At 52.1% G+C, this 20,253-nt stretch carries 11 protein-coding genes; 6 read left to right on the forward strand and 5 right to left on the reverse strand.

The window, feature by feature from the left end; translation table 11 throughout:
* Nucleotides 1-4 precede the first annotated feature (4 nt).
* Both B4923_RS13570 and murJ read left to right on the forward strand, forming a co-directional pair.
* Nucleotides 5-952, forward strand: coding sequence for a Gfo/Idh/MocA family protein (locus B4923_RS13570; protein ID WP_109054901.1), 948 nt, complete (start codon nt 5-7; stop codon nt 950-952).
* Nucleotides 953-1,077: 125 nt separating this feature from the next.
* Entirely contained in the window at nt 1,078-2,616 is a 1,539-nt protein-coding gene (gene murJ, locus B4923_RS13575; protein ID WP_109054902.1) for a murein biosynthesis integral membrane protein MurJ, read from the forward strand.
* A gap of 68 nt (nt 2,617-2,684) precedes the next feature.
* Here the strand turns inward: murJ and argS are convergent, their stop codons facing one another.
* The gene (argS, locus tag B4923_RS13580; protein ID WP_109054903.1) at nt 2,685-4,415 is read right to left on the reverse strand and encodes an arginine--tRNA ligase; all 1,731 of its coding nucleotides are present in this window, start codon (nt 4,413-4,415) and stop codon (nt 2,685-2,687) included.
* A gap of 617 nt (nt 4,416-5,032) precedes the next feature.
* Between argS and B4923_RS13585 the strand changes: the two genes are divergently transcribed.
* Together B4923_RS13585 and cutC are read left to right on the forward strand one after the other, a co-directional pair.
* On the forward strand, nt 5,033-5,578 hold the full coding sequence (locus B4923_RS13585; RefSeq protein WP_109054904.1) for a VOC family protein: 546 nt from the start codon (nt 5,033-5,035) through the stop codon (nt 5,576-5,578).
* 221 nt (nt 5,579-5,799) lie between these two features.
* Nucleotides 5,800-6,561 carry a copper homeostasis protein CutC gene (gene cutC / locus B4923_RS13590; protein WP_109055018.1) on the forward strand — a complete coding sequence of 254 codons (762 nt, stop codon included), beginning with the start codon at nt 5,800-5,802 and terminating at the stop codon, nt 6,559-6,561.
* A 244-nt stretch (nt 6,562-6,805) separates the two neighbouring features.
* On the opposite strand, the gene cmoB is transcribed toward cutC, so the two are convergent.
* The 4 genes from cmoB to B4923_RS13610 all read right to left on the reverse strand — a co-directional run bounded on the left by cmoB (nt 6,806) and on the right by B4923_RS13610 (nt 10,150).
* Nucleotides 6,806-7,777, reverse strand: coding sequence for a tRNA 5-methoxyuridine(34)/uridine 5-oxyacetic acid(34) synthase CmoB (gene cmoB / locus B4923_RS13595; protein WP_109054905.1), 972 nt, complete (start codon nt 7,775-7,777; stop codon nt 6,806-6,808).
* Nucleotides 7,774-8,517 carry a carboxy-S-adenosyl-L-methionine synthase CmoA gene (gene cmoA / locus B4923_RS13600; RefSeq protein ID WP_109055019.1) on the reverse strand — a complete coding sequence of 248 codons (744 nt, stop codon included), beginning with the start codon at nt 8,515-8,517 and terminating at the stop codon, nt 7,774-7,776. Before cmoA ends, cmoB begins: the two co-directional genes overlap by 4 nt.
* 261 nt (nt 8,518-8,778) lie before the next feature.
* On the reverse strand, nt 8,779-9,174 hold the full coding sequence (locus B4923_RS13605; RefSeq protein ID WP_109054906.1) for an MAPEG family protein: 396 nt from the start codon (nt 9,172-9,174) through the stop codon (nt 8,779-8,781).
* A 160-nt stretch (nt 9,175-9,334) separates the two neighbouring features.
* Nucleotides 9,335-10,150 carry a DUF72 domain-containing protein gene (locus B4923_RS13610; protein ID WP_109054907.1) on the reverse strand — a complete coding sequence of 272 codons (816 nt, stop codon included), beginning with the start codon at nt 10,148-10,150 and terminating at the stop codon, nt 9,335-9,337.
* 264 nt (nt 10,151-10,414) lie between these two features.
* Between B4923_RS13610 and lpxL the strand changes: the two genes are divergently transcribed.
* Entirely contained in the window at nt 10,415-11,338 is a 924-nt protein-coding gene (lpxL, locus tag B4923_RS13615; protein WP_109054908.1) for an LpxL/LpxP family Kdo(2)-lipid IV(A) lauroyl/palmitoleoyl acyltransferase, read from the forward strand.
* Between the two features lie 271 nt (nt 11,339-11,609).
* A complete protein-coding gene (locus B4923_RS13620; RefSeq protein ID WP_109054909.1) occupies nt 11,610-20,243 on the forward strand; it encodes a glycoside hydrolase family 94 protein in 8,634 nt (2,877 codons plus the stop codon).
* The last annotated feature ends 10 nt before the right edge of the window (nt 20,244-20,253 follow it).

Raw genomic sequence — 20,253 nt, forward strand, 5'->3', positions numbered from 1 at the left:
CGTCATGCAAACGAAAGCCGAATGGTCAGTAAACCCGTTTGCTCCTCTTCGTATCGGGATGGTGGGATTGGGATCGATTGCGCAGAAAGCCTATTTACCCATATTGAGTCAGGATGCACGTTGGCAACTGATTGGTGCTTTTTCGCCCGGCAGGGAAAAAGCGCAGCGTATCTGTCAGCAATATCGCCTGCACCACTTTAGTGATATGAAGGCGTTGGCGGCCCAGTGTGACGCAGTATTCGTTCACAGCAGCACGGCCAGCCATTTTTCGGTAGTCAGTGCGTTGCTTCAGGCTGGCGTTCATGTTTATGTCGATAAACCGTTGGCGGAAACGGTGGAACAGGCTGACGCACTGATTGCTCTGGCGGAACGACAACAAAAAATCTTGATGGTTGGCTTTAATCGCCGTTTCTCCCCGTTGTATCAACGCTTAAAATGCCAGGCCGGGAGTCCGGTTTCTCTTCGGATGGACAAGCACCGTATTGATAATATCGGCCCGCAGGAGATGCGTTTTACCCTGTTGGATGATTATCTGCATGTGGTGGATACGGCCCTGTGGCTGGCCGGTTCCGGGGCCCGGCTTAGCGGGGGCGTGCTGCAATGCAATAGCGAGGGGCAGCTACTTTATGCCGAGCACCATTTTCAAACATCCCACTGTCAGATTACGACCAGCATGCATCGTCGCGCAGGGAGCCAGCGTGAATGGGTGCAGGCGGTGACGGATGGCGGGCTGTATCAAGTGGGTGATATGCGGGAATGGCAGCAGGAGCAGCAGGGCGTGATCACCCGGTATCCGATGTCTTCCTGGCAGACCACGTTAGAACAGCGAGGTTTTGTTGGGGCGGTGAGTCATTTTATTGATGCCATCGAGCAACAGAAACCTGCGGAAACATCGGGTAAACAAGCATTGCGGGCTCAACTCATGATTGAAGAGTTGTTGGGAAAAAGCTGAAAATATCGGCGGTCATAACAATGTCCGGTAGCTATTAAGCGTACAATGCGTAGACTAGGCGCACCTCGCAATCAGATGACCCCGAACGGTCATAATAGTCCCCGGACATTTCAGAATATAATCGGATGAATCTACTTAAATCACTGGCAGCCGTCAGTTCTATGACCATGCTTTCCCGCGTCCTGGGCTTTGTCCGTGATGCGATAGTGGCGCGGGTTTTTGGCGCCGGCATGGCGACGGATGCGTTCTTTGTGGCATTTAAACTGCCTAATCTGTTACGGCGTATTTTTGCTGAAGGGGCGTTTTCTCAGGCGTTTGTGCCGATTCTTGCTGAATATAAAAGTCAACAGGGCGATGAAGCGACTCGCACATTCCTGGCCTATGTTTCTGGCATGCTGACATTGATTCTGGCGCTGGTGACGATCGGCGGAATGGTGGCCGCGCCGTGGGTCATCATGGTGACCGCCCCCGGTTTCGCCGCCACGCCGGACCGATTTGAACTGACTTCTGCGTTGCTGCGGGTGACGTTTCCCTACATCTTGCTGATCTCTCTGACATCAATGGTGGGATCGGTGCTGAACACCTGGAACCGCTTCTCCGTTCCGGCGTTCGCACCCACGCTGCTGAACGTCAGCATGATCGGGTTTGCTCTGTTTGCGGCACCGTATTTCAATCCCCCGGTGATGTCTCTGGCCTGGGCTGTACTGGTGGGGGGATTGCTTCAGTTAGGCTATCAGCTACCGCACCTGAAGAAGATCGGAATGTTGGTGTTGCCGCGTATCAAGTGGCGCGACCCCAGCGTTTGGCGGGTGATGAAACTGATGGGCCCCGCAGTTCTCGGCGTGTCTGTCAGCCAGATCTCGCTGATCATCAATACTATTTTCGCCTCGTTTCTCAGTGAAGGCGCCGTGTCATGGATGTATTACGCCGATCGTCTGATGGAGTTTCCTTCCGGCGTATTAGGCGTGGCACTGGGAACGATTCTTCTGCCTTCGTTGGCAAAAAGTTTTGCCAGCGGCAACCATGATGAATATTCCCGCCTGATGGATTGGGGGCTGCGTCTGTGTTTCGTGCTGGCCTTGCCGAGTGCGGTCGCGCTGGGGATTTTGGCGCAGCCGCTGACTGTATCGCTGTTCCAGTATGGAAAATTCAGCGCCTTTGATGCCGCCATGACGCAACGTGCGTTGATTGCCTATTCTGTGGGTCTGATGGGATTAATCGTCGTCAAGGTGCTGGTGCCTGGCTTTTATTCCCGGCAGGATATCAAGACACCGGTAAAAATTGCGATAGTCACGCTGATTCTGACGCAGATCATGAACCTGATTTTCATTGGACCGTTGCAGCACGCGGGGTTGGCGCTCTCTATCGGGCTGGCGTCCTGCATCAATGCGGGGTTGTTGTTCTGGCAACTGCGTAAGCAGGATATTTTCCATCCGCAGCCCGGCTGGACGAGCTTCCTGTTAAAACTGTTGGTGGCCGTCGCCATTATGGTTCTGGTGCTGATTGGGCTGCTATGGTGGATGCCGGCCTGGGATGTCGGCAACATGACATACCGCATTATCCGTTTGATGCTTGTGGTGGCGGCGGGAGCGGGGGCTTACTTTGCTGCATTGGCCCTGTTAGGGTTCCGTCCGCGGGATTTCTCCCGACGCATGACTGCCTGAAATCTATGCAAAACGCCATTGGGCTCCCAATGGCGTTGGCGTTTATTCAATACCGGGGCGTTTGAAAATTACATCTTTTCGACGGTATCAATACCCAGCGTATCCAGACCTTGCTTCAGCGTTTTTGCCGTCAGCAATGCCAGTTTCAGACGGCTCTGGCGAACCGCCTCGCTTTCCGCATTCAGGATCGGACAATGCTCGTAGAAGCCGGAGAATAAACCCGCCAGATCGTAAAGGTATGCACACATTACGTGCGGTGTACCGTCACGGGCCACGGTGGTGATCGTTTCTTCAAATTGCAATAAGCGCGTGGCAAGCGCCAATTCGCGATCTTCAGTCAGTTGAACTGGCTGAGTCAGCATTGCTTCCTGCACCCCCGCGCGTTTGAAGATCGATGCTACGCGGGTATACGCATACTGCATATACGGTGCGGTATTGCCTTCAAACGCCAGCATATTGTCCCAGTCGAACACGTAATCGGTAGTACGGCTTTTTGACAGATCGGCATATTTTATTGCGCCAATGGAAACCACCTGGGCCAAGGTACTCAGCTCATCTGCGGACATTTCAGGATTTTTGGATTCGATAAGCTTATAGGCGCGTTCATAGGCTTCATCCAGCAAATCGGAGAGCTTGATGGTGCCGCCAGCGCGGGTTTTAAACGGTTTGCCGTCTTTACCCAGCATCATGCCGAACATGTGATGTTCCAGGCTGACAGCGTCGGGAACATAACCTGCTTTACGGACAATAGTCCAGGCTTGCATCAGATGCTGGTGCTGACGGGAGTCGATGTAGTAAAGCACGCGATCGGCATTCAGCGTTTCATAGCGGTATTTTGCACAGGCGATGTCCGTGGTGGTATAGAGGTAGCCGCCATCTTTTTTCTGGATGATGACACCCATTGGCTCGCCTTCCTTGTTTTTAAACTCATCAAGGAAAACCACCGTCGCACCTTCACTTTCGACCGCCAGGCCTTTCGCCTTAAGATCGGCCACAATACCCGGCAGCATGCTGTTGTACAGGCTTTCACCCATAACATCATCTTTGGTCAACGTGACGTTGAGACGCTCATAGTTAATCTGGTTCTGCGTCATCGTGATGTCGACGAGCTTACGCCACATCTGACGGCAATACTCATCACCACCCTGAAGTTTTACCACGTAGCCACGAGCGCGTTCGGCAAATTCAGGATCTTCGTCGTAGTGTTTTTTCGCTTCACGATAGAACGCCTCAAGATCGGACAGATCCATCTCGCTGGCGCTTTCGTTCTGTACTTTTTCGAGATAGGCGATCAGCATGCCGAACTGTGTGCCCCAGTCGCCGACGTGGTTGGCGCGAATAACGTTGTGACCGAGGAACGCCAGTGTGCGGACCGCAGCATCACCAATGATGGTAGAACGCAGGTGGCCTACGTGCATTTCTTTGGCCACGTTAGGGGCGGAATAATCGATAACGATGGTTTGTGGCTCAACCAGCGCTACGCCCAGTTTGGGCGCGTTCAATGCTTTCTCTACCTGATTGGCAACCCATTGTTTATCAAGAAAAATATTGATAAATCCCGGGCCTGCGATTTCTGTTTTCGCCGCAATGCCATCCAGCGCTAAATGCTGGAGTACCTTTTCTGCCAGTTGGCGTGGAGGTACGCCAAGATTCTTTGCGGCGGCCATAACACCGTTCGCTTGATAATCGCCAAACTGTACTTTTGCCGACTGACGAACCTGCGCTTCACTGTTGATTGGCGCACCCGCTGCGGACAAGGCCTGACTGACTTTTTCGGAGAGAAGAGCCTGAATATTCACCGGTTTACCTTAAATAAAAAATCAAGCCCTGCTTATACCATATTTGCCTTGGTGAGTCAGCAAACGGGCGTGTTGGCGGCGGAAAATGACATAACTCACATGACGTGAAAGCAGGATGACACAGAGATGAAAGGGGATTGATTACGTTTGTTACTGAAGCAAGGTTCGGCAGGACAATTATTGAGTTAACGCTTTCTGGGACGGTGGTTTCCGCCGATTTTAAGTTCATTTCTGGTTTTAAAATGACGAAAAATCGCATATGCCGCGATAATAACGAGTAAAATTGAAATAATTAATAATATCATATTGCTGACTCTCATTGTATATTTACTGAGCAGGGTATACTGTTTTTTTTCATCACACAATGGGGCTGCTTTTATTTAAGATAACTCCCAGAAAAAATTGCGATAGATCTCTCAGCTATTAGATGTCAATAAGCGATTTTGTTTATTAAGTAAGCTAATTGTTTTTTCATCTTCTTGTATTTAAAAGTTTTATTTTTCTAAAATAAATAGGGCCGGAATAGGCATCAAACCATAATTTCATCAGAAAATTTCATGAGTTCGGATGTTATTGCCGTATAAATACTGTCATCAATCAGTTAGGAGTTTTCTTATATGCTGTCTGAAGCATTAAGCCAGGATTTGGTTCGTTTTGAGCAGGCGCTAACGGCGTTAGCCGCGGATCTTCAACTAGATTTGACGCCATTTCACGCCGATCATATCTCTCTGCGCTGTCATCAGAATAGTACGGCCGAGCGCTGGAAAGCCGAGCTGTTGGATAAAGGAAGACTGCTTTCCGAGAATATGATTAATGGCCGAAATATCTGCCTTTTTATATTAGATTCGGTAATCAAAATCGGGCCATGGGAAATTGATTGCATTGAATTACCCTGGCCGGGGAAAAAATATTACCCACATGAAGGGTGGGAACATATAGAACTGGTGCTACCGGGCGATGTGAAAACATTGCATCAAAGAGCGCTGGCTTGTTTATCGGATGAAGCATTACGCGCGCCGGGGATAAAACTTAAATTCAGTTCTCCGCAAGGAGAAAAAGAGCGTCTTTCCAATCCAACGCTGGCGGTGACCAATGGGAAAGTTACCATCAAGTTTCATCCTTATGATATTCGCGATATTGTCGCCAGTGAGAATGGCGAATAAATGTTGTAGGTCGTGCGCCGTGGCGACATGATCCGTCACTGACTGGCGGCTGCGATGAACACATTAATGAAATTGTGGTTTATATCATGTTTATTCCGCAGAGGCATCGCATTCATTGTGACACTTGTCTCCTCACGATATGAACCTGAATGCCATAGTTAGTCATTCCTTTAATGAAGGAAATTATCTTGGGTGTTCATTGGTTTGAAATGGAGGTGGTTATGTCAAAACTGGAAGTATGTTGCTACAGCGTCGAGTGTGCGGTAACGGCGGCGCAGTCAGGCGCGGATCGAATAGAACTTTGCGCCGGACAACGAGAGGGAGGCTTAACGCCCGGATACGGCGTACTGCGCCTTGCCCGCGACAAAGTAACCATTCCCGTTCATCCGATCGTGCGTCCCCGCGGTGGTGATTTCTGTTATAGCGAAACAGAATTCGAAGCGATCAAATATGAGGTTGAACAAATCAAGGACATGGGGTTCCCAGGGCTGGTGGTGGGCGTGTTGGATTCCGAAGGACATATTGACTTGCCGCGGATGCAAAAAATTATGGCGCTGGCACAGGGGATGGCGGTGACATTTCATCGTGCTTTCGATATGTGCCTGAACCCTCGTCTGGCGTTAGAACAACTGACGGATCTGGGGGTGTCTCGCATCCTGACGTCAGGGCAGCAGCAAACGGCAGAAAATGGATTGGTGTTATTACGTGAACTAACCCGGGCCAGCCGTGGTCCAATCATTATGGCCGGTTCCGGCGTACGGCTGACCAACCTCCATAAGTTCCAGCAAAATGGCATTCAGGAGTTGCACAGCTCAGCCGGCCAGTGGACGTCATCAGTGATGCGCTATCGAAAAATCGGTGTTTCCATGTGTGGAGATAATACCGATATGGATGAGTTCAGTCAGTACAGCGTGGACGGTGATGTGGTCGCTGCGATGAAGCGGGCGCTGAGCCCGGATTGTGAAACCTCATCCGTTTCGTGATTATTGGCTTCTATCCTGCGCAAGTTACGGAACTTCCTGACTCGCCACGGTTTGTTTAACAGCAGGCGCTGAGGTTTTCCGGTGCAACCACTGGCTTATTAATTCTGTCCTCTTTGCCGCGCAGCATGCCATCAGGTTTGCTTGCGAGTACCAGGCCCCGGCGTGTTGCCGGGGCTTTTTTTATGGCGGGCCGTCGCAAGCGACGTTGAAAATTGCTCCCGGAAATTTTTTCCCTGCGGGACGATTAGGGTTTGCGGGCAACCAGAACCGCGCGCAGCGGTGCCGGGTAGCCTTCCACCGTTTTACGCTGGTCGTTGGGATCAAGAAAGTCCGCCAGCGACTCGGTGATCATCCAATCGGTTCGGCGTTGTTCCTGTGTGCTTGTCGTGCAGACATCGACGACGCGGATATCAGTAAAACCACATTTTTCCAGCCATGTCGTCAATGCCGCGGCGGAAGGAATGAAATAGACATTACGCATCTGTGCGTAGCGTTCTCCTGGTACCAGAATCTGATGTTCGTCGCCTTCAACCACCAGCGTTTCCAGCACCAGTTCACCCCCTGATACCAGCTGATTTTTCAATTGCCACAGATGATCGAGCGGTGAGCGGCGGTGATAGAGCACCCCCATAGAGAACACGGTATCAAATGCTGCCAGCTCAGGTAATTGTTCAATGCCGAGTGGTAAAACGTGAGCGCGCTGATCGCCGCCAAGCAGTTTACGAACCGCTTCGAACTGACACAAAAATAGCTGCATGGGATCGATACCGATCGCCATATGCGCGCCGGCCCCCACCATGCGCCACAGGTGATAACCGCTGCCGCAGCCAACATCAAGAATCAGACGATCTTTTAGCGGGCTGATGTGTGGCAGTACGCGTTCCCATTTCCAGTCAGAACGCCACTCGGTGTCGATATTTACGCCATAAAGGGAAAACGGACCTTTGCGCCAGGGCATCAGATTGCGTAACAGCATTTCAATGCCCTCACGCTGCCCGCTGGAGAGTTCTGGTTCCATACGGGCGGTGATGCTGTGGGTGAGATCCAGCGAGGTCGGTGTTAACTCGGGAAGATGCTCAAGGGTGTTAAACCATAACTTGAATTTCCCATGCAACGATGCCTGCTGCCAGTGGCTCAACTGCGGCGGCAGCGTATTCAGCCAGTGGCTCAAAGGACCTTTGGCGATTTGCTGATAAAAATTGCCGAAATCGATCATGCCTGCTTCCCTGTTTTAACCGCCAGTAAAGAACCGAAATTAAAGCATTGGAACCAGACTTCCCGATGCTCGAAACCTGCCAGCTTCAAACGATCTTTATGCGTGTCTACCGAATCCGTCAGCATCACATTTTCCAGCATGCTGCGTTTTTGACTGATTTCTAATTCGCTGTAGCCGTTGGCCCGTTTGAAATCAAGGTGCATGTTGAACAGTAATTCGCCGACTTCGGCATCAGAAAAACTGAATTTTTCCGATAGCACCAAAACGCCGCCGGAATTGAGTCCCTGATAGATGCGGTTCAACAGCAATTGCCGGTTGGCGGGCTCCAGAAATTGCAGGGTAAAGTTCAGCACCACCATTGACGCATTTTCTATTTCAATATCCAGAATATCGGACTCAATAATGTCCACCGGAGTATCGGAGCGGAAGGCGTCAATATGGTTGCGGCAACGTTTGATCATGGCCGGCGAGTTATCGACCGCGATAATTTTGCAGCCCGGCACGCGAATATTGCGTCTCATAGACAAGGTGGCGGCACCCAAAGAGCAGCCCAGATCGTAAATCTGACTTTCAGGCTGGACAAAGCGTTCGGCCAGCATGCCAATCATTGAAATAATGTTGGAATAGCCAGGAACAGAGCGCTGAATCATGTCGGGAAAGACTTCGGCAACACGTTCGTCGAAGGTCCAGTCGCCCAGATTAGCAATAGGGGCGGAAAAAAGCATATCGCGGTTTGGCATGACGGAAACAGGACTGAAATAAATAATTGAGGGGCGGTATTCTAGCAGAATGCGGCAATAAAGCATGCGCTGTTGTCGCGAGAAAGCGATGCCTGATAGATTTGGCGGACAATCCTGCCCGTCTCCGGGGACCAACGCACCAGCAACTTGAGAGATGCCGGGGATAAGGCAATTACCATTTGATGGTAATTGCACGCAGAGAAGCGGATGAGGGGAGAGGCTTCATCCGTAGGGCTGAGTTACCTGATGGCTAATCGCCGATCAGTACAAGGTAAACACGAGTTCCCAGGGCAAATAATAGAGATTGATCAGCGCCATCAACACCAGTGAGACGTATGTGCCCGCCATGCCAACCCGCCGCCAGCGAAATTCACGATGATGCAGGCCGTAATAGTGAAATAAACGCCCAGCAATCAGTAAAAGCCCACAGACATGAACCATCGCAACGATGGCGCCATTCATTTCCATCAGCAGCAACAGGATGGCTCCGATGGGAATGTATTCCACGGCATTACCATGAACACGAATAGCCGTTTGGAGCTCATAAAACCCGCCATCGCCGTAGGCCACACGGTACTGCATTCTGAGTTTCACCACATCGAGAGACAGCTTTATCAACAACAATGCGCCAAGCACTATATAGAGCGCGCTTACCATTTTTAACTCCATAACCTAACCGAAAACGGCTTGCAGAATAATAGCTTCCTCTAACAGAACTGTCGCCTGCCAAGTCAATTATTTTTATCTGAAATATACGACAATGCTGTCCCGTGTATAAAAAGCGCGGTTATGGAGACAGATCAATCAAAGAACGTGGTTAAAAGAGCGATGCCTGCTGTGGCCAGTCCGGCATCGGGGGGAGCGAAGGCAACACGTCAGCCAGCAAGGGCCAGAGTTGCTGGGCCAGCGGGGGGGCGTCACCGATATCCGGAGTATGAATAAATAAAAATGGTTGCGCAGATTGCCACTGCGGCAGCTTATTCAGCCAGGACTGGAACCACTGTCGATTCTCCTGTGCATTTTCACTGCCAATAAAACGAATGATCGGTTGCGTCGCGGTTAAGACGGCATGTACGGGCAGACGCGGTTTTTTACGCTGAGCTTCCCGCATGGCCGCACTGTCAGGCGTCGCATGGTGGACGGGACGACTATCAAGAATGACGCGGTTGACGCCGCGCTGTTGCAACCCCTGATTCAGGCGGCGTTCTTCATCCCCTTTGGCGAAAAACAGCGGATGCCTGACTTCCACGCCATAGCAGAAGGTCTGTGGCAATGCATCGAGAAACTGCCATAGCGCAGGGAGTTGCGCCGGGCTGAACGCCGCAGGCAGTTGGACCCAGAGCTGCCCGATGCGATCGGCCAATGGTTCCAGACACTGATAAAAACTCAGCACCTCGTTTTCACAATGCTGTAACGCCGCCTGATGGCTGATGGTCGCCGGAAATTTAAAGCAGAACCGGAAGTCATCATGCGTCATATCACGCCAGCGCATCACGACATCGCGGGAAGGCAGGGCATAGAAAGTGGTATTTCCTTCAACACAGTTAAAATAGCGTGAATAATCAGCCAGATCGTGTAGCCCTAAGCGGCCCCAGGCTGCATGTTGCCACTGGGGTAAACCAACATATAACATAGTCCCTGGTCTTCTTCGGTAAAAATGAATAATGCTTAGTTTTATATACTAACAATGTACCGAGAGCTATTAACGGATAGCCTGTAACCCAGGTTAACAATCGATATTCATTCATTTAAAAAGAATAAAAATAGGTGGTTGAATGAAAAACAGGTGTCCCCCAATCGAAAAATCATCGGCCATGAACATGGCACCCTGAATAATCTCACGTTGCTAAATCATTGCGGTTATGGATAACAGACTGATAATTAGAGATAAGTATATATGATTAATCGCTGTGAAATTTTTTTAAGCTATGCCCATCCCAGATACTGGTTATTGTGGTTTGGTCTGGGAATATTGTTTCTGCTGGTGCAATTACCTTATCCCGCTCTGATTACGTTTGGCGGTTGGGTAGGGCGTCAGTCGATGCATTTTTTAAAAAGGCGAGTAGCGATCGCCAGACGTAATCTGGCGCTTTGCTTCCCTGGTATCAGTGCGCAACAACTTGAGACTAAATTAACTGATAATTTTTCCTCTCTTGGCATCGCGTTGCTGGAGACGGGCATGGCCTGGTTCTGGTCTGACAGGCGAATAAAAAAGTGGATTGATATCACCGGATTGGAGCATTTGCAAACGGCAGAAAATAAACGGTGTGGCGTTATCGTTATTGGCGTACATTTCATGACGCTGGAATTACATTTTCGTATTTTGGGCCATTGCAAACCGATGACCGTAATGTATCGCCCTCATAACAATAGAGTCCTGGAACTGGTGCAAAAATGGGGACGTTCAAGATCGGGAAATGTCCTGGTCGATCGCAAAAAGCTGGTCTTAATGGTGCACACCTTAAAACATGGCGGTATTGTTTGGTTTGCCCCCGATCAGGAACATGGCGTGAAAGGCAGTGTATTTGTGCCCTTTTTGGGCGTCGAGCGAGCGGCCACCAGCAATGGGACATTCACTATCGCTAAACTGACCAGACCTAAATTGGTGACCGCGGTGGTAATTCGGAAACCTGGCGAACAAGGATATCAATTGATCATTTCTTCTGAACTGGAAAATTATCCCTATGATGACAATATGTCGGCCGCTCATTATCTCAATCAAACGATAGAAGATGAAATTATGAGAGCGCCGGACCAATATCTTTGGTTACATCGGCGTTTTAAAACCCGTCCTCAAGGTGAGCAATCGCTGTATATTTAATTCATTATTTTACAATAATGTTTTAGTGTTCATCCCGATTTTGCCGCCTTTCCTGTTGTCGATACGACGTTCAGTAGGCTGACGTTTATCGACTATACTTATTTCCTGCTTCTCTAATTTTTGCTCTTGCTTTTTTCACGGTTCGAGCGAATTGACGATGTAATTCCTGTATCAAGTGCCGACAATCCTGCGCCAATAAGGTTTGCCAGCTTTCTGGACGTTACCTTTAAAGCGGTCTGTGCGTATTTGGCGTTCAGACTAAAAGGCGATTATGAAAATATTTTCCCGCGCGTTCTCCTTCCTGCGTCAAGAAGTTGCGCCACCCTGGAATGACATTCTACCTGTCAGAGGGGATCTGTTTGGTATGGAGCGCTTAGAACAGCATGGACGCACATTAGCCGCTGCCCAACCTGTGACGTTATCACCACCGAATGTTACCTCGTTGCACCATCGCTTGAATGACAATGCGAAAGTGTTGCTGGCGGCTTACCGCGCCAGTGCTCACGAATTGGAAGAAGGCGGTAACGTCGTGCCGGCGGCAGAATGGTTATTGGATAACTATCATCTGGTTGCGGCGCAAATTCGTGAGATTCGTGAAGATTTGCCTCCCCGTTATTATCGGCAATTACCCAAGTTGTCACAGGGGCCTTTTGTCGGTTATCCCCGGGTATTTGGTCTGGTATGGGCGTTTATTGCCCATACCGACAGCCATGTCGATCCTGACGCATTACGCCGTTTCATTATGGCCTATCAGGAAGTTCAGCCCTTGACGATAGGCGAACTCTGGGCCGTAGCCATCACCCTGCGTATCGTGCTGATAGAAAACCTGCGACGTCTGGCCGATCAGATGACCGTCGGGCGTCGGGATCGTGCTGATGCGGAGCGGGTGGCGAACAACCTGTTGCGAGCCGACGATGTACGCGCCGATCTTGACCATGAAATTGCGAACAACAAACTGTCTTCTTATAACCTTGCTTCTTATGACAACAATGTTCCGCTGTCAGAGACGTTTGCCGCTCAGCTGGTAAAGCGATTACGCGATCAGGATCCAAGGACAACGCCCGCGCTGGGATGGCTTGAACAGCGGCTTAAACAGCAGGGGAGTTCGACGGAAGAGGTTGTGCAGCGTGCGCAGCAGCGTCTGGGGATCTCTAACGTCACCGTGCGTAATATTATTACCAGTATGCGGTTGATTTCCGATATCGACTGGGCGGTATTTTTTGAAAGCGTCAGTCTGGTTGACGCGCGTTTACGGGACGGCAGCGAATTTGCGGCGATGGATTTTTCCACCCGTAATTTATACCGCAGCGCGATTGAACAACTTGCCCGGCAAGCGCCATGCTCTGAGCTTGATATCACAGAAAAGGCCCTTTTGCTGGCACAACAGGCGCCGGTTCCTCCTCAGTCCGACGATCTTCACGAACGTAAGCGTGAACCCGGGTACTACCTGATTGCGGAAGGCCGGCCACAACTCGAAGAGGTGATTGGTTTTCGGCCCGCGCTTTTACTGCGTTTCAATCGATTTACTCTGCGCATAGGAATGGCCGGTTATGCCGGCGCTATCGGATTTTTTACCGCGCTGTTGTTGGTTGGTGCCGGGGCGGTCTTATCGTCTTCTTCCGTGTCAAACCTCTGGCTGTTATTGATTGGCCTGATCAGCATTATTCCGTTGTCTGAAGTCGCTATGACATGGGTCAATCGGCTGATCACCTGGCTGTTTGGCGCCGCGCCATTGGCGGGGCTGGAACTATTGCAAGGCGTACCGCCGAATTGCCGGACGTTGGTGGTGGTGCCGACCTTGTTGTCCAGCGAACAGGATATCTTGCAACAGGTCGAACAACTGGAAGTGCATTATCTGTCCTGCGGACAGGGGGATATTACATTTGCCTTGTTGACCGATGGCGTGGATGCCGAAACGGAAATGCTTGCCGGCGATCAACACATCCTGATGCAGGCATTACTGGCCATACGACAACTTAATGAGCGCTATGGCGCGGGGCCGGCCGGCGATCGGTTTCTATTGCTGCATCGCAGGCGGTTATTCAATGCCAGTGAAGAAGTATGGATGGGGTGGGAGCGAAAACGGGGAAAACTGCATGAGCTTAACCGCTTGTTACGCGGAGCGACGGATACCAGCTTCATCCCGATAGCGAGTCATCCTGTTCAGGTGCCGGCCAATGTTCGCTATGTGATTACGCTGGATGCCGATACGCGTTTGCCCCGGGATACGGCCCTAAAGCTGATTGGCAAAATGGCGCACCCGCTTAACCAACCGCGTTGGGATTGCAGCGGCCAGCGCATTGTGGCGGGATACGCCATTCTGCAACCGCGCATTACACCTTCTCTGCCCGCGGGGAATGATGCGTCATTATATCAGCGTATTTTCTCTGCGCCCGGTGGGATCAATCCCTATGAAGCGGCGGTGTCTGATGTTTATCAGGATTTGTTCGGTGAAGGTTCTTATACCGGGAAAGGGATCTACGATGTTGATGCGTTTGAACGTGCGCTGCAAGGGCGTATTCCGGAAAACCGTCTGCTCAGTCACGATCTGTTTGAGGGGATTTATGCCCGCGCGGGTCTGGCTTCTGATGTTGAACTGGTGGAAGCCTTTCCTTCCCGCTATGACGTCATCGTAAAACGGCAGCATCGCTGGACGCGCGGCGATTGGCAATTGCTGCCGTGGATCCTTGGGCGGGTGCGTATCGCGTCAGGGGCGAAAGTGCGGTTACCCGCCGTCGGGCGTTGGAAAATGATCGATAACTTGCGCCGCTCGCTGTTTGCCCCGAGTCTTTTATTGATGCTGATTTGTTGTGCCGCGCTACCGCTGGCTGTGGCATGGAAAGGGGTTGTCATCGTTCTGCTGATATTGGCGTTTCCCGCCTGTTTGCCGGCGCTGTGGGATGCTGTTTCGCGCTGTCAGCGCGGGGTGACCCGGCAACAGCCACTCAGTCAGAGCCATCCTTTTCGTCATTTGTGCAGCGATCTTAAGCTGGCATTCATGCAGGTTTTCCTCTCTCTGGCCTTTCTTGCCGATCATAGCTGGCGAGCGCTTGATGCATTGGTTCGCACGTTGGTACGGTTAACGATTACCCGGCGGCATTTGCTTGAATGGACGACGGCAGCCCAGTCTGGCAGCCGCCCGCGTCTGACTCTGGCCGGTTTTTACCATCAGATGATGGGGGGACTGTTGCTGGGTGTGGCCGCGGTGGGATGGGGTTGTCTGGTGTCGCCCCAGAATTGGCCGCTTTGGTTGCCGCTTGGCATGTTGTGGCTGGCGGCCCCGGCGCTGGCATTATGGACCAGCCGCGAGCGTAAGACTTTTCATCAGGAAAACATCAACGAGGCGGATAAGCAGGCATTGCGGTTAATCGCCCGGCGTACCTGGCGTTTTTTTGAAACCTTTGTCACTGAAGATGAACATCACTTGCCGCCGGATAACTTCCAGGAGCGACCGAAACCGGTGGTGGCTCACCGGACTTCGCCAACGAATATCGGCCTGTATTTACTCTCTACCGTAGCGGCGAGAGATTTCGGCTGGATCGGTCTTTCTGAGGTGCTTGACCGGATCAGCGCAACATTGGCAACCATGGACCGATTGCCGCGTTTTAAAGGCCATTTTTTTAATTGGTACGATACGCAGGATCTGCAAACGCTGCATCCCGCCTATGTATCCTCGGTTGATAGTGGAAACCTGGCCGGTAATTTGATCGTATTAGCGAACGCCTGTGAGTTATGGCAGGAAGAAAAACGTTTGCAGGATATTCGGGAACCGTTGTCCGATCACCTGCAATTGATTCGCGAATCCCTGTCGCTGTGTAGCGAAACGCGGGATGAGACTTCATTACTCCGGTCGTTAGCGAAAATCGAGGCCTTACTGAACGGTAAGCTGGCGCCTGAACGCCTGTTGCCGGCAGTGATTTTACAAGTGGACCAATTGTTGCAGCGTACCTATACGCTATTGCCGTATTCCGACGAGGGTTCCAGTGCTGAACCGATCTTCTGGATTAATGCGACCAGAGCGATGCTGCTCGCCCATGAATGTGAACATCAATGCTCCGCCGTTGAGCACGACGCCCTGATTGAACGCCTTGCAGGGCTGGCGCTGCGTTCTCGCAAGATGGCGATGGAAATGGACTTTGCATTTCTTATCGATCCGGAACGCAAGCTGTTGTCGATCGGCTATTTGATGTCAGAGAATCAGCTTGATGTCAGTTGTTACGATCTGCTGGCTTCAGAAGCCAGACTAGCCAGCCTGTTCGCCATCGCTAAAGGGGATGTCAGTACTCGCCACTGGTTCCGGCTGGGACGTTCGGCGGTTCGCACCGGTCAGGGGTCGGCGCTGATGTCCTGGTCCGGATCGATGTTTGAGTATCTGATGCCGTCACTGGTGATGCGTGCGCCGATAGGCAGTTTGCTGGAACAAACGACGCGCGCCATTGTCGCGCAACAGCAGGTTTATGGCCGGGCGTTATCCGTGCCATGGGGGATCTCCGAATCGGCCTATAATGCGCGGGATATCGATTTCACCTATCAGTATTCAAACTTTGGCGTGCCTGGTTTGGGGTTAAAACGCGGACTGGCGGATAATCTGGTGGTGGCGCCTTATGCAACCGGGCTAGCCACGATGGTTGACCCGCTTGCCGCGTGCCGAAACTATGCGCGTTTAGCGGCGATGGGGGCTTCTGGTCGTTATGGTTTCTATGAAGCGCTTGATTTCACGCCTTCACGTCTGCCGGATAATGAAAAATTCGCTATCGTTTACAGTTTCATGGCGCATCACCAGGGTATGACGCTGGTCGCTATCGCCAATACGCTGCATAACGGCAATATGCGCCGGCGTTTTCATCGTGAGCCCGTGATTCAGTCGTGTGAACTGTTGTTACAGGAAAGTCTGCCTGTGCATGTCGCTCTCGCGGAGCCCCAGACTGAAGATGTGAAAGTGGGCGGAGGGGAAAGACGTAATGAAACCGCGATGTTGCGCCGTTTCTCTGCATCGCCTACCGGCGCACCGATAACACATTTACTCTCCAATGGCCGTTATGCGGTGATGTTAACCGCAACGGGATCTGGCTATAGCCACTGGCGCGAATTAGCGATTACGCGCTGGCGGGAAGACAGTACGCGAGATGCCTGGGGCAGTTTCGTATTGTTGCGCGATATGCGCAGCAACAGAATCTGGTCGGCGGGGGAGCAACGCGAGCTAAGTGAATCGGTGGGCAATTTGCCGGTTTCATCCGGCATGATCGGCAGCATCGGTGTGCCAGTGCATCGCTATGAGGTGGTTTTTGGCGAAGATCATGCCTCATATATCCGACATGAACGTTCTCTGACCACCACGCTTGATGTGTTGGTGTCTGGGGAAAGCGATGGGGAAGTCCGGCGGGTGACATTAACGAACAGCGGACGGCGTCGGCGTGATATAGAACTGACGTCCTATGCGGAAATTGTGTTGGCTCCACCCAGTGCTGATATCGCGCATACCGCGTTTTCCCGCATGTTTGTGCAAACGGAGTATCTGGATGAATTTTCTGCCCTGATTGCGACCCGCCGGCCTCGAACACCCGATGAGCCGCCCGTCTGGGCCGCACATTTCGCCGTGTTGGAAGGGGCTATTGGCAGCAAGATGCAGTATGAATCAGACCGTGCCCGTTTCATTGGCCACGGTAAGTCAGTCATGACGGCGGATGCCATTCTGGGGCATCAGTCGTTATCAAATACCACCGGAACGGTACTTGACCCCATTTTTTCACTACGTCAGCAGGTGAAAATTCCCGCAGGTAAAACGGTGCGTCTGGCATTTTGGACCGTGGTTGCCACTTCTCGTGAAGAATTGATTGATCTGATTGATAAACATCACGATCGCAGTGCTTATGAGCGCGATAAAACCTTTGCCTGGACGCAGGCCCAGGTGCAGTTGCGCCATCTTGGCGTGAAATCTGAAGAGGCCGCGGATTTTCAGCGTTTGGCCGCTCCCGTCATCTATACCGATCCGCGTTTTCGCGCTCCGCCGGAATCCATCGTGGATGGGGCGGGCGGGCAATCCGGGCTGTGGTCAATGTCCATTTCTGGCGATCTGCCGATTGTGCTGCTGCGCATTGATGATATTGACGATATGGCGCAGGTGCATCAGTTACTGAGAGCCCACGAATATTGGCGAATGAAGTTACTTAATGTGGATTTGGTGATCGTTAATGAGCGCTCATCGTCTTATATTCAGGATTTGCAGATAGCCATTGAAACCGCCATCCGCAGCAGTCAGTCAAGGCCGCGTCTGGGCGGCGCATCAACGCGAGGCGAGGTTTTTGCGCTGCGTGCTGATTTAATGTCAAAAGAATCAAGGGCGCTGTTGCTGTCAATCGCCCGGGTCTCGCTGATCGCTCGCCGGGGTCCCATTTCCAATCAGTTGGCGTTAATACCGTATTCGCCCAGCGAGATCCGATCGGTAAGCCCCACACCGCCGAAGAGTTTGCCAGACAAGACCCCGCGTCCTGAAGGTCTGGAATTCTTTAATGGTATTGGCGGGTTTGATCGGCAGGGGCGGGAGTATGTCACCGTGCTGGATGCTGAACATACCACGCCAGCGCCGTGGATTAATGTTATCGCCAATCCAACGTTTGGATTTCAGGTGTCCGCGCAAGGGAGCGGGTACAGTTGGGCGGAAAATAGCCGTGAGAACCAGTTGACGCCCTGGGGAAATGATGCGGTGATTGATCCCGGCGGTGAGGCGCTTTATATCCGTGATGATACGAGCGGCGTGTTGTGGACGCCGACGGTATGGCCGATTAATGACAACGGACGTTATGTTGCGCGCCATGGTTTTGGCTATAGTCGATTTACCCATAATGCCAATGACGTTGAGTCAGAGTTGCTACAATACGTCCCCCTGATTGACCCGATAAAAATCTCCCGTTTGCGACTACGCAATACCTCAACGCAACCGCGGCAACTGACGATTACTGCGTATGCGGAATGGGTGCTGGGGACGTCGCGCAGCGCCAGCGCGCCTTATCTGCTAAGTCATGTTGATTCACAGACGGGGGCGGTTCTGGTACGAAATCCCTGGTCTGGCAGTTTCCCCGGACGGATCGGTTTTGCTGATTTGTCTGGCGGTCAATCATCGCTGACGGCGGACAGAACGGAGTTTCTGGGGCGTAACGGGCACATGCGGGCACCGGCGGCATTGGCGAAAACGACTCGACTGTCGGGGAATACTGCGGCAGGGCTCGATCCGTGTTGTGCTTTACAGACAACGGTCAGCATCGCGCCAGGCGAACAGGTCGAAATCGTCTGGTTTATCGGACAGGAGACATCGGTTGAACGGGTCAGGAATCTGATTGAGAAATACCGGCAGATCGATCTGGATCAGGTGCTGCGCGAGGTCGAAGCTCACTGGGATGCGGTGACGGGGGCGATCAGTGTGAAAACGCCCGATAGATCAATGGATATCATGCTGAATGGGTGGCTGCTGTATCAAACCTTGTCCTGTCGTATTCAGGCTCGCTGCGGGTTTTATCAGGCAAGCGGGGCGTATGGTTTTCGTGACCAGCTACAGGACGGTATGGCCTTGACCTTTTCCCGGCCTCAGGCGACGCGGCAGCACTTATTGCGCGCGGCGGGACGGCAATTTGCCGAAGGGGACGTTCAGCATTGGTGGCTGCCGCATTCTGGCGCCGGGGTGAGAACGCATATTTCCGACGACAGGGTCTGGCTGGCGTTTGCCACCGCGACTTATGTGCAGGTGAGTCAGGATTATGACGTCCTCACTGAACAGATCGGCTTTCTGGACGGTCCGCCTGTTGCCGAGGGGGAACATGACGCGTTCTTCCAACCTATGCCATCGGCTCAAACCGCCACGTTATTCGAACACTGCGCGCGCGGTCTGGATCAATGCTTACAGTTAACGGGGGAGCATGGTTTGCCGCTTATCGGCGGGGGCGACTGGAATGACGGTATGAATCGCGTCGGTGAAGGCGGAAAAGGCGAGAGTGTCTGGCTGGGGTGGTTGCTGATTCATACTATCGAACGCTTTGCGCCATTGGCCGACAGCCATGATGAGGTTCGGGCGGCCCGCTGGCGCGCTCATGCCGAGTCCGTCAGGGCGGCAATTGAACATTCGGCCTGGGATGGCGCCTGGTATCGTCGGGCTACGTTTGATGATGGTTCCTGGCTGGGCAGTCGTATAAATGATGAATGTGCCATTGATTCCATTGCACAATCATGGGCGGTACTTTCCGGCGCTGCTGATGCTGAAAGGGCGGAGACGGCCATGGCGTCTCTGGAAAAACATCTGATCCGTCATGAGGACGGGCTGGCGCTGTTGTTTACGCCGCCGTTTGATCGCACGGTGAAAGATCCCGGTTATATCAAAGGTTATCCGCCAGGATTGCGCGAAAATGGCGGTCAATACACGCATGCGGCGATGTGGTCGGTGCTCGCTTTTGCACAATTGGGTAAAGGGAATAAGGCTGCCGAGCTCTTTGCCTTGATTAACCCGATTAATCATGGCTCGACACCGGAGAAGATCGCCCGATATCGCGTTGAGCCTTATGTCATGGCGGCTGACGTGTATTCTGTGGCCCCGCATGTTGGACGCGGCGGTTGGACCTGGTATACCGGTTCGTCGGGATGGATGTACCGCGCCGGCCTTGAAGGCGTTCTGGGGATCGGTCGTGAAGGCAATCTGTTGGTGCTGTGCCCCTGTATTCCTGATTACTGGCCCGGTTTTGAGGCAAAGGTAACCTTGGGGGAGAGCCACTATCTGATTAGCGTTGTGAATGATAATCACCGATGCCAGGGGTTGTCCCGGGTCACGCTGGATGAGGTGGAAATCGCGCTTGATGCAGAACAAAAACAGATAAAAATTGAATTGACGGAAGGGCAGCATTATCTTCAAATCATGTTATAAAAAAGAGAAT

The sequence above is a fragment of the Brenneria roseae subsp. americana genome, from assembly GCF_003115815.1.
Lineage (GTDB): Bacteria > Pseudomonadota > Gammaproteobacteria > Enterobacterales > Enterobacteriaceae > Brenneria > Brenneria roseae.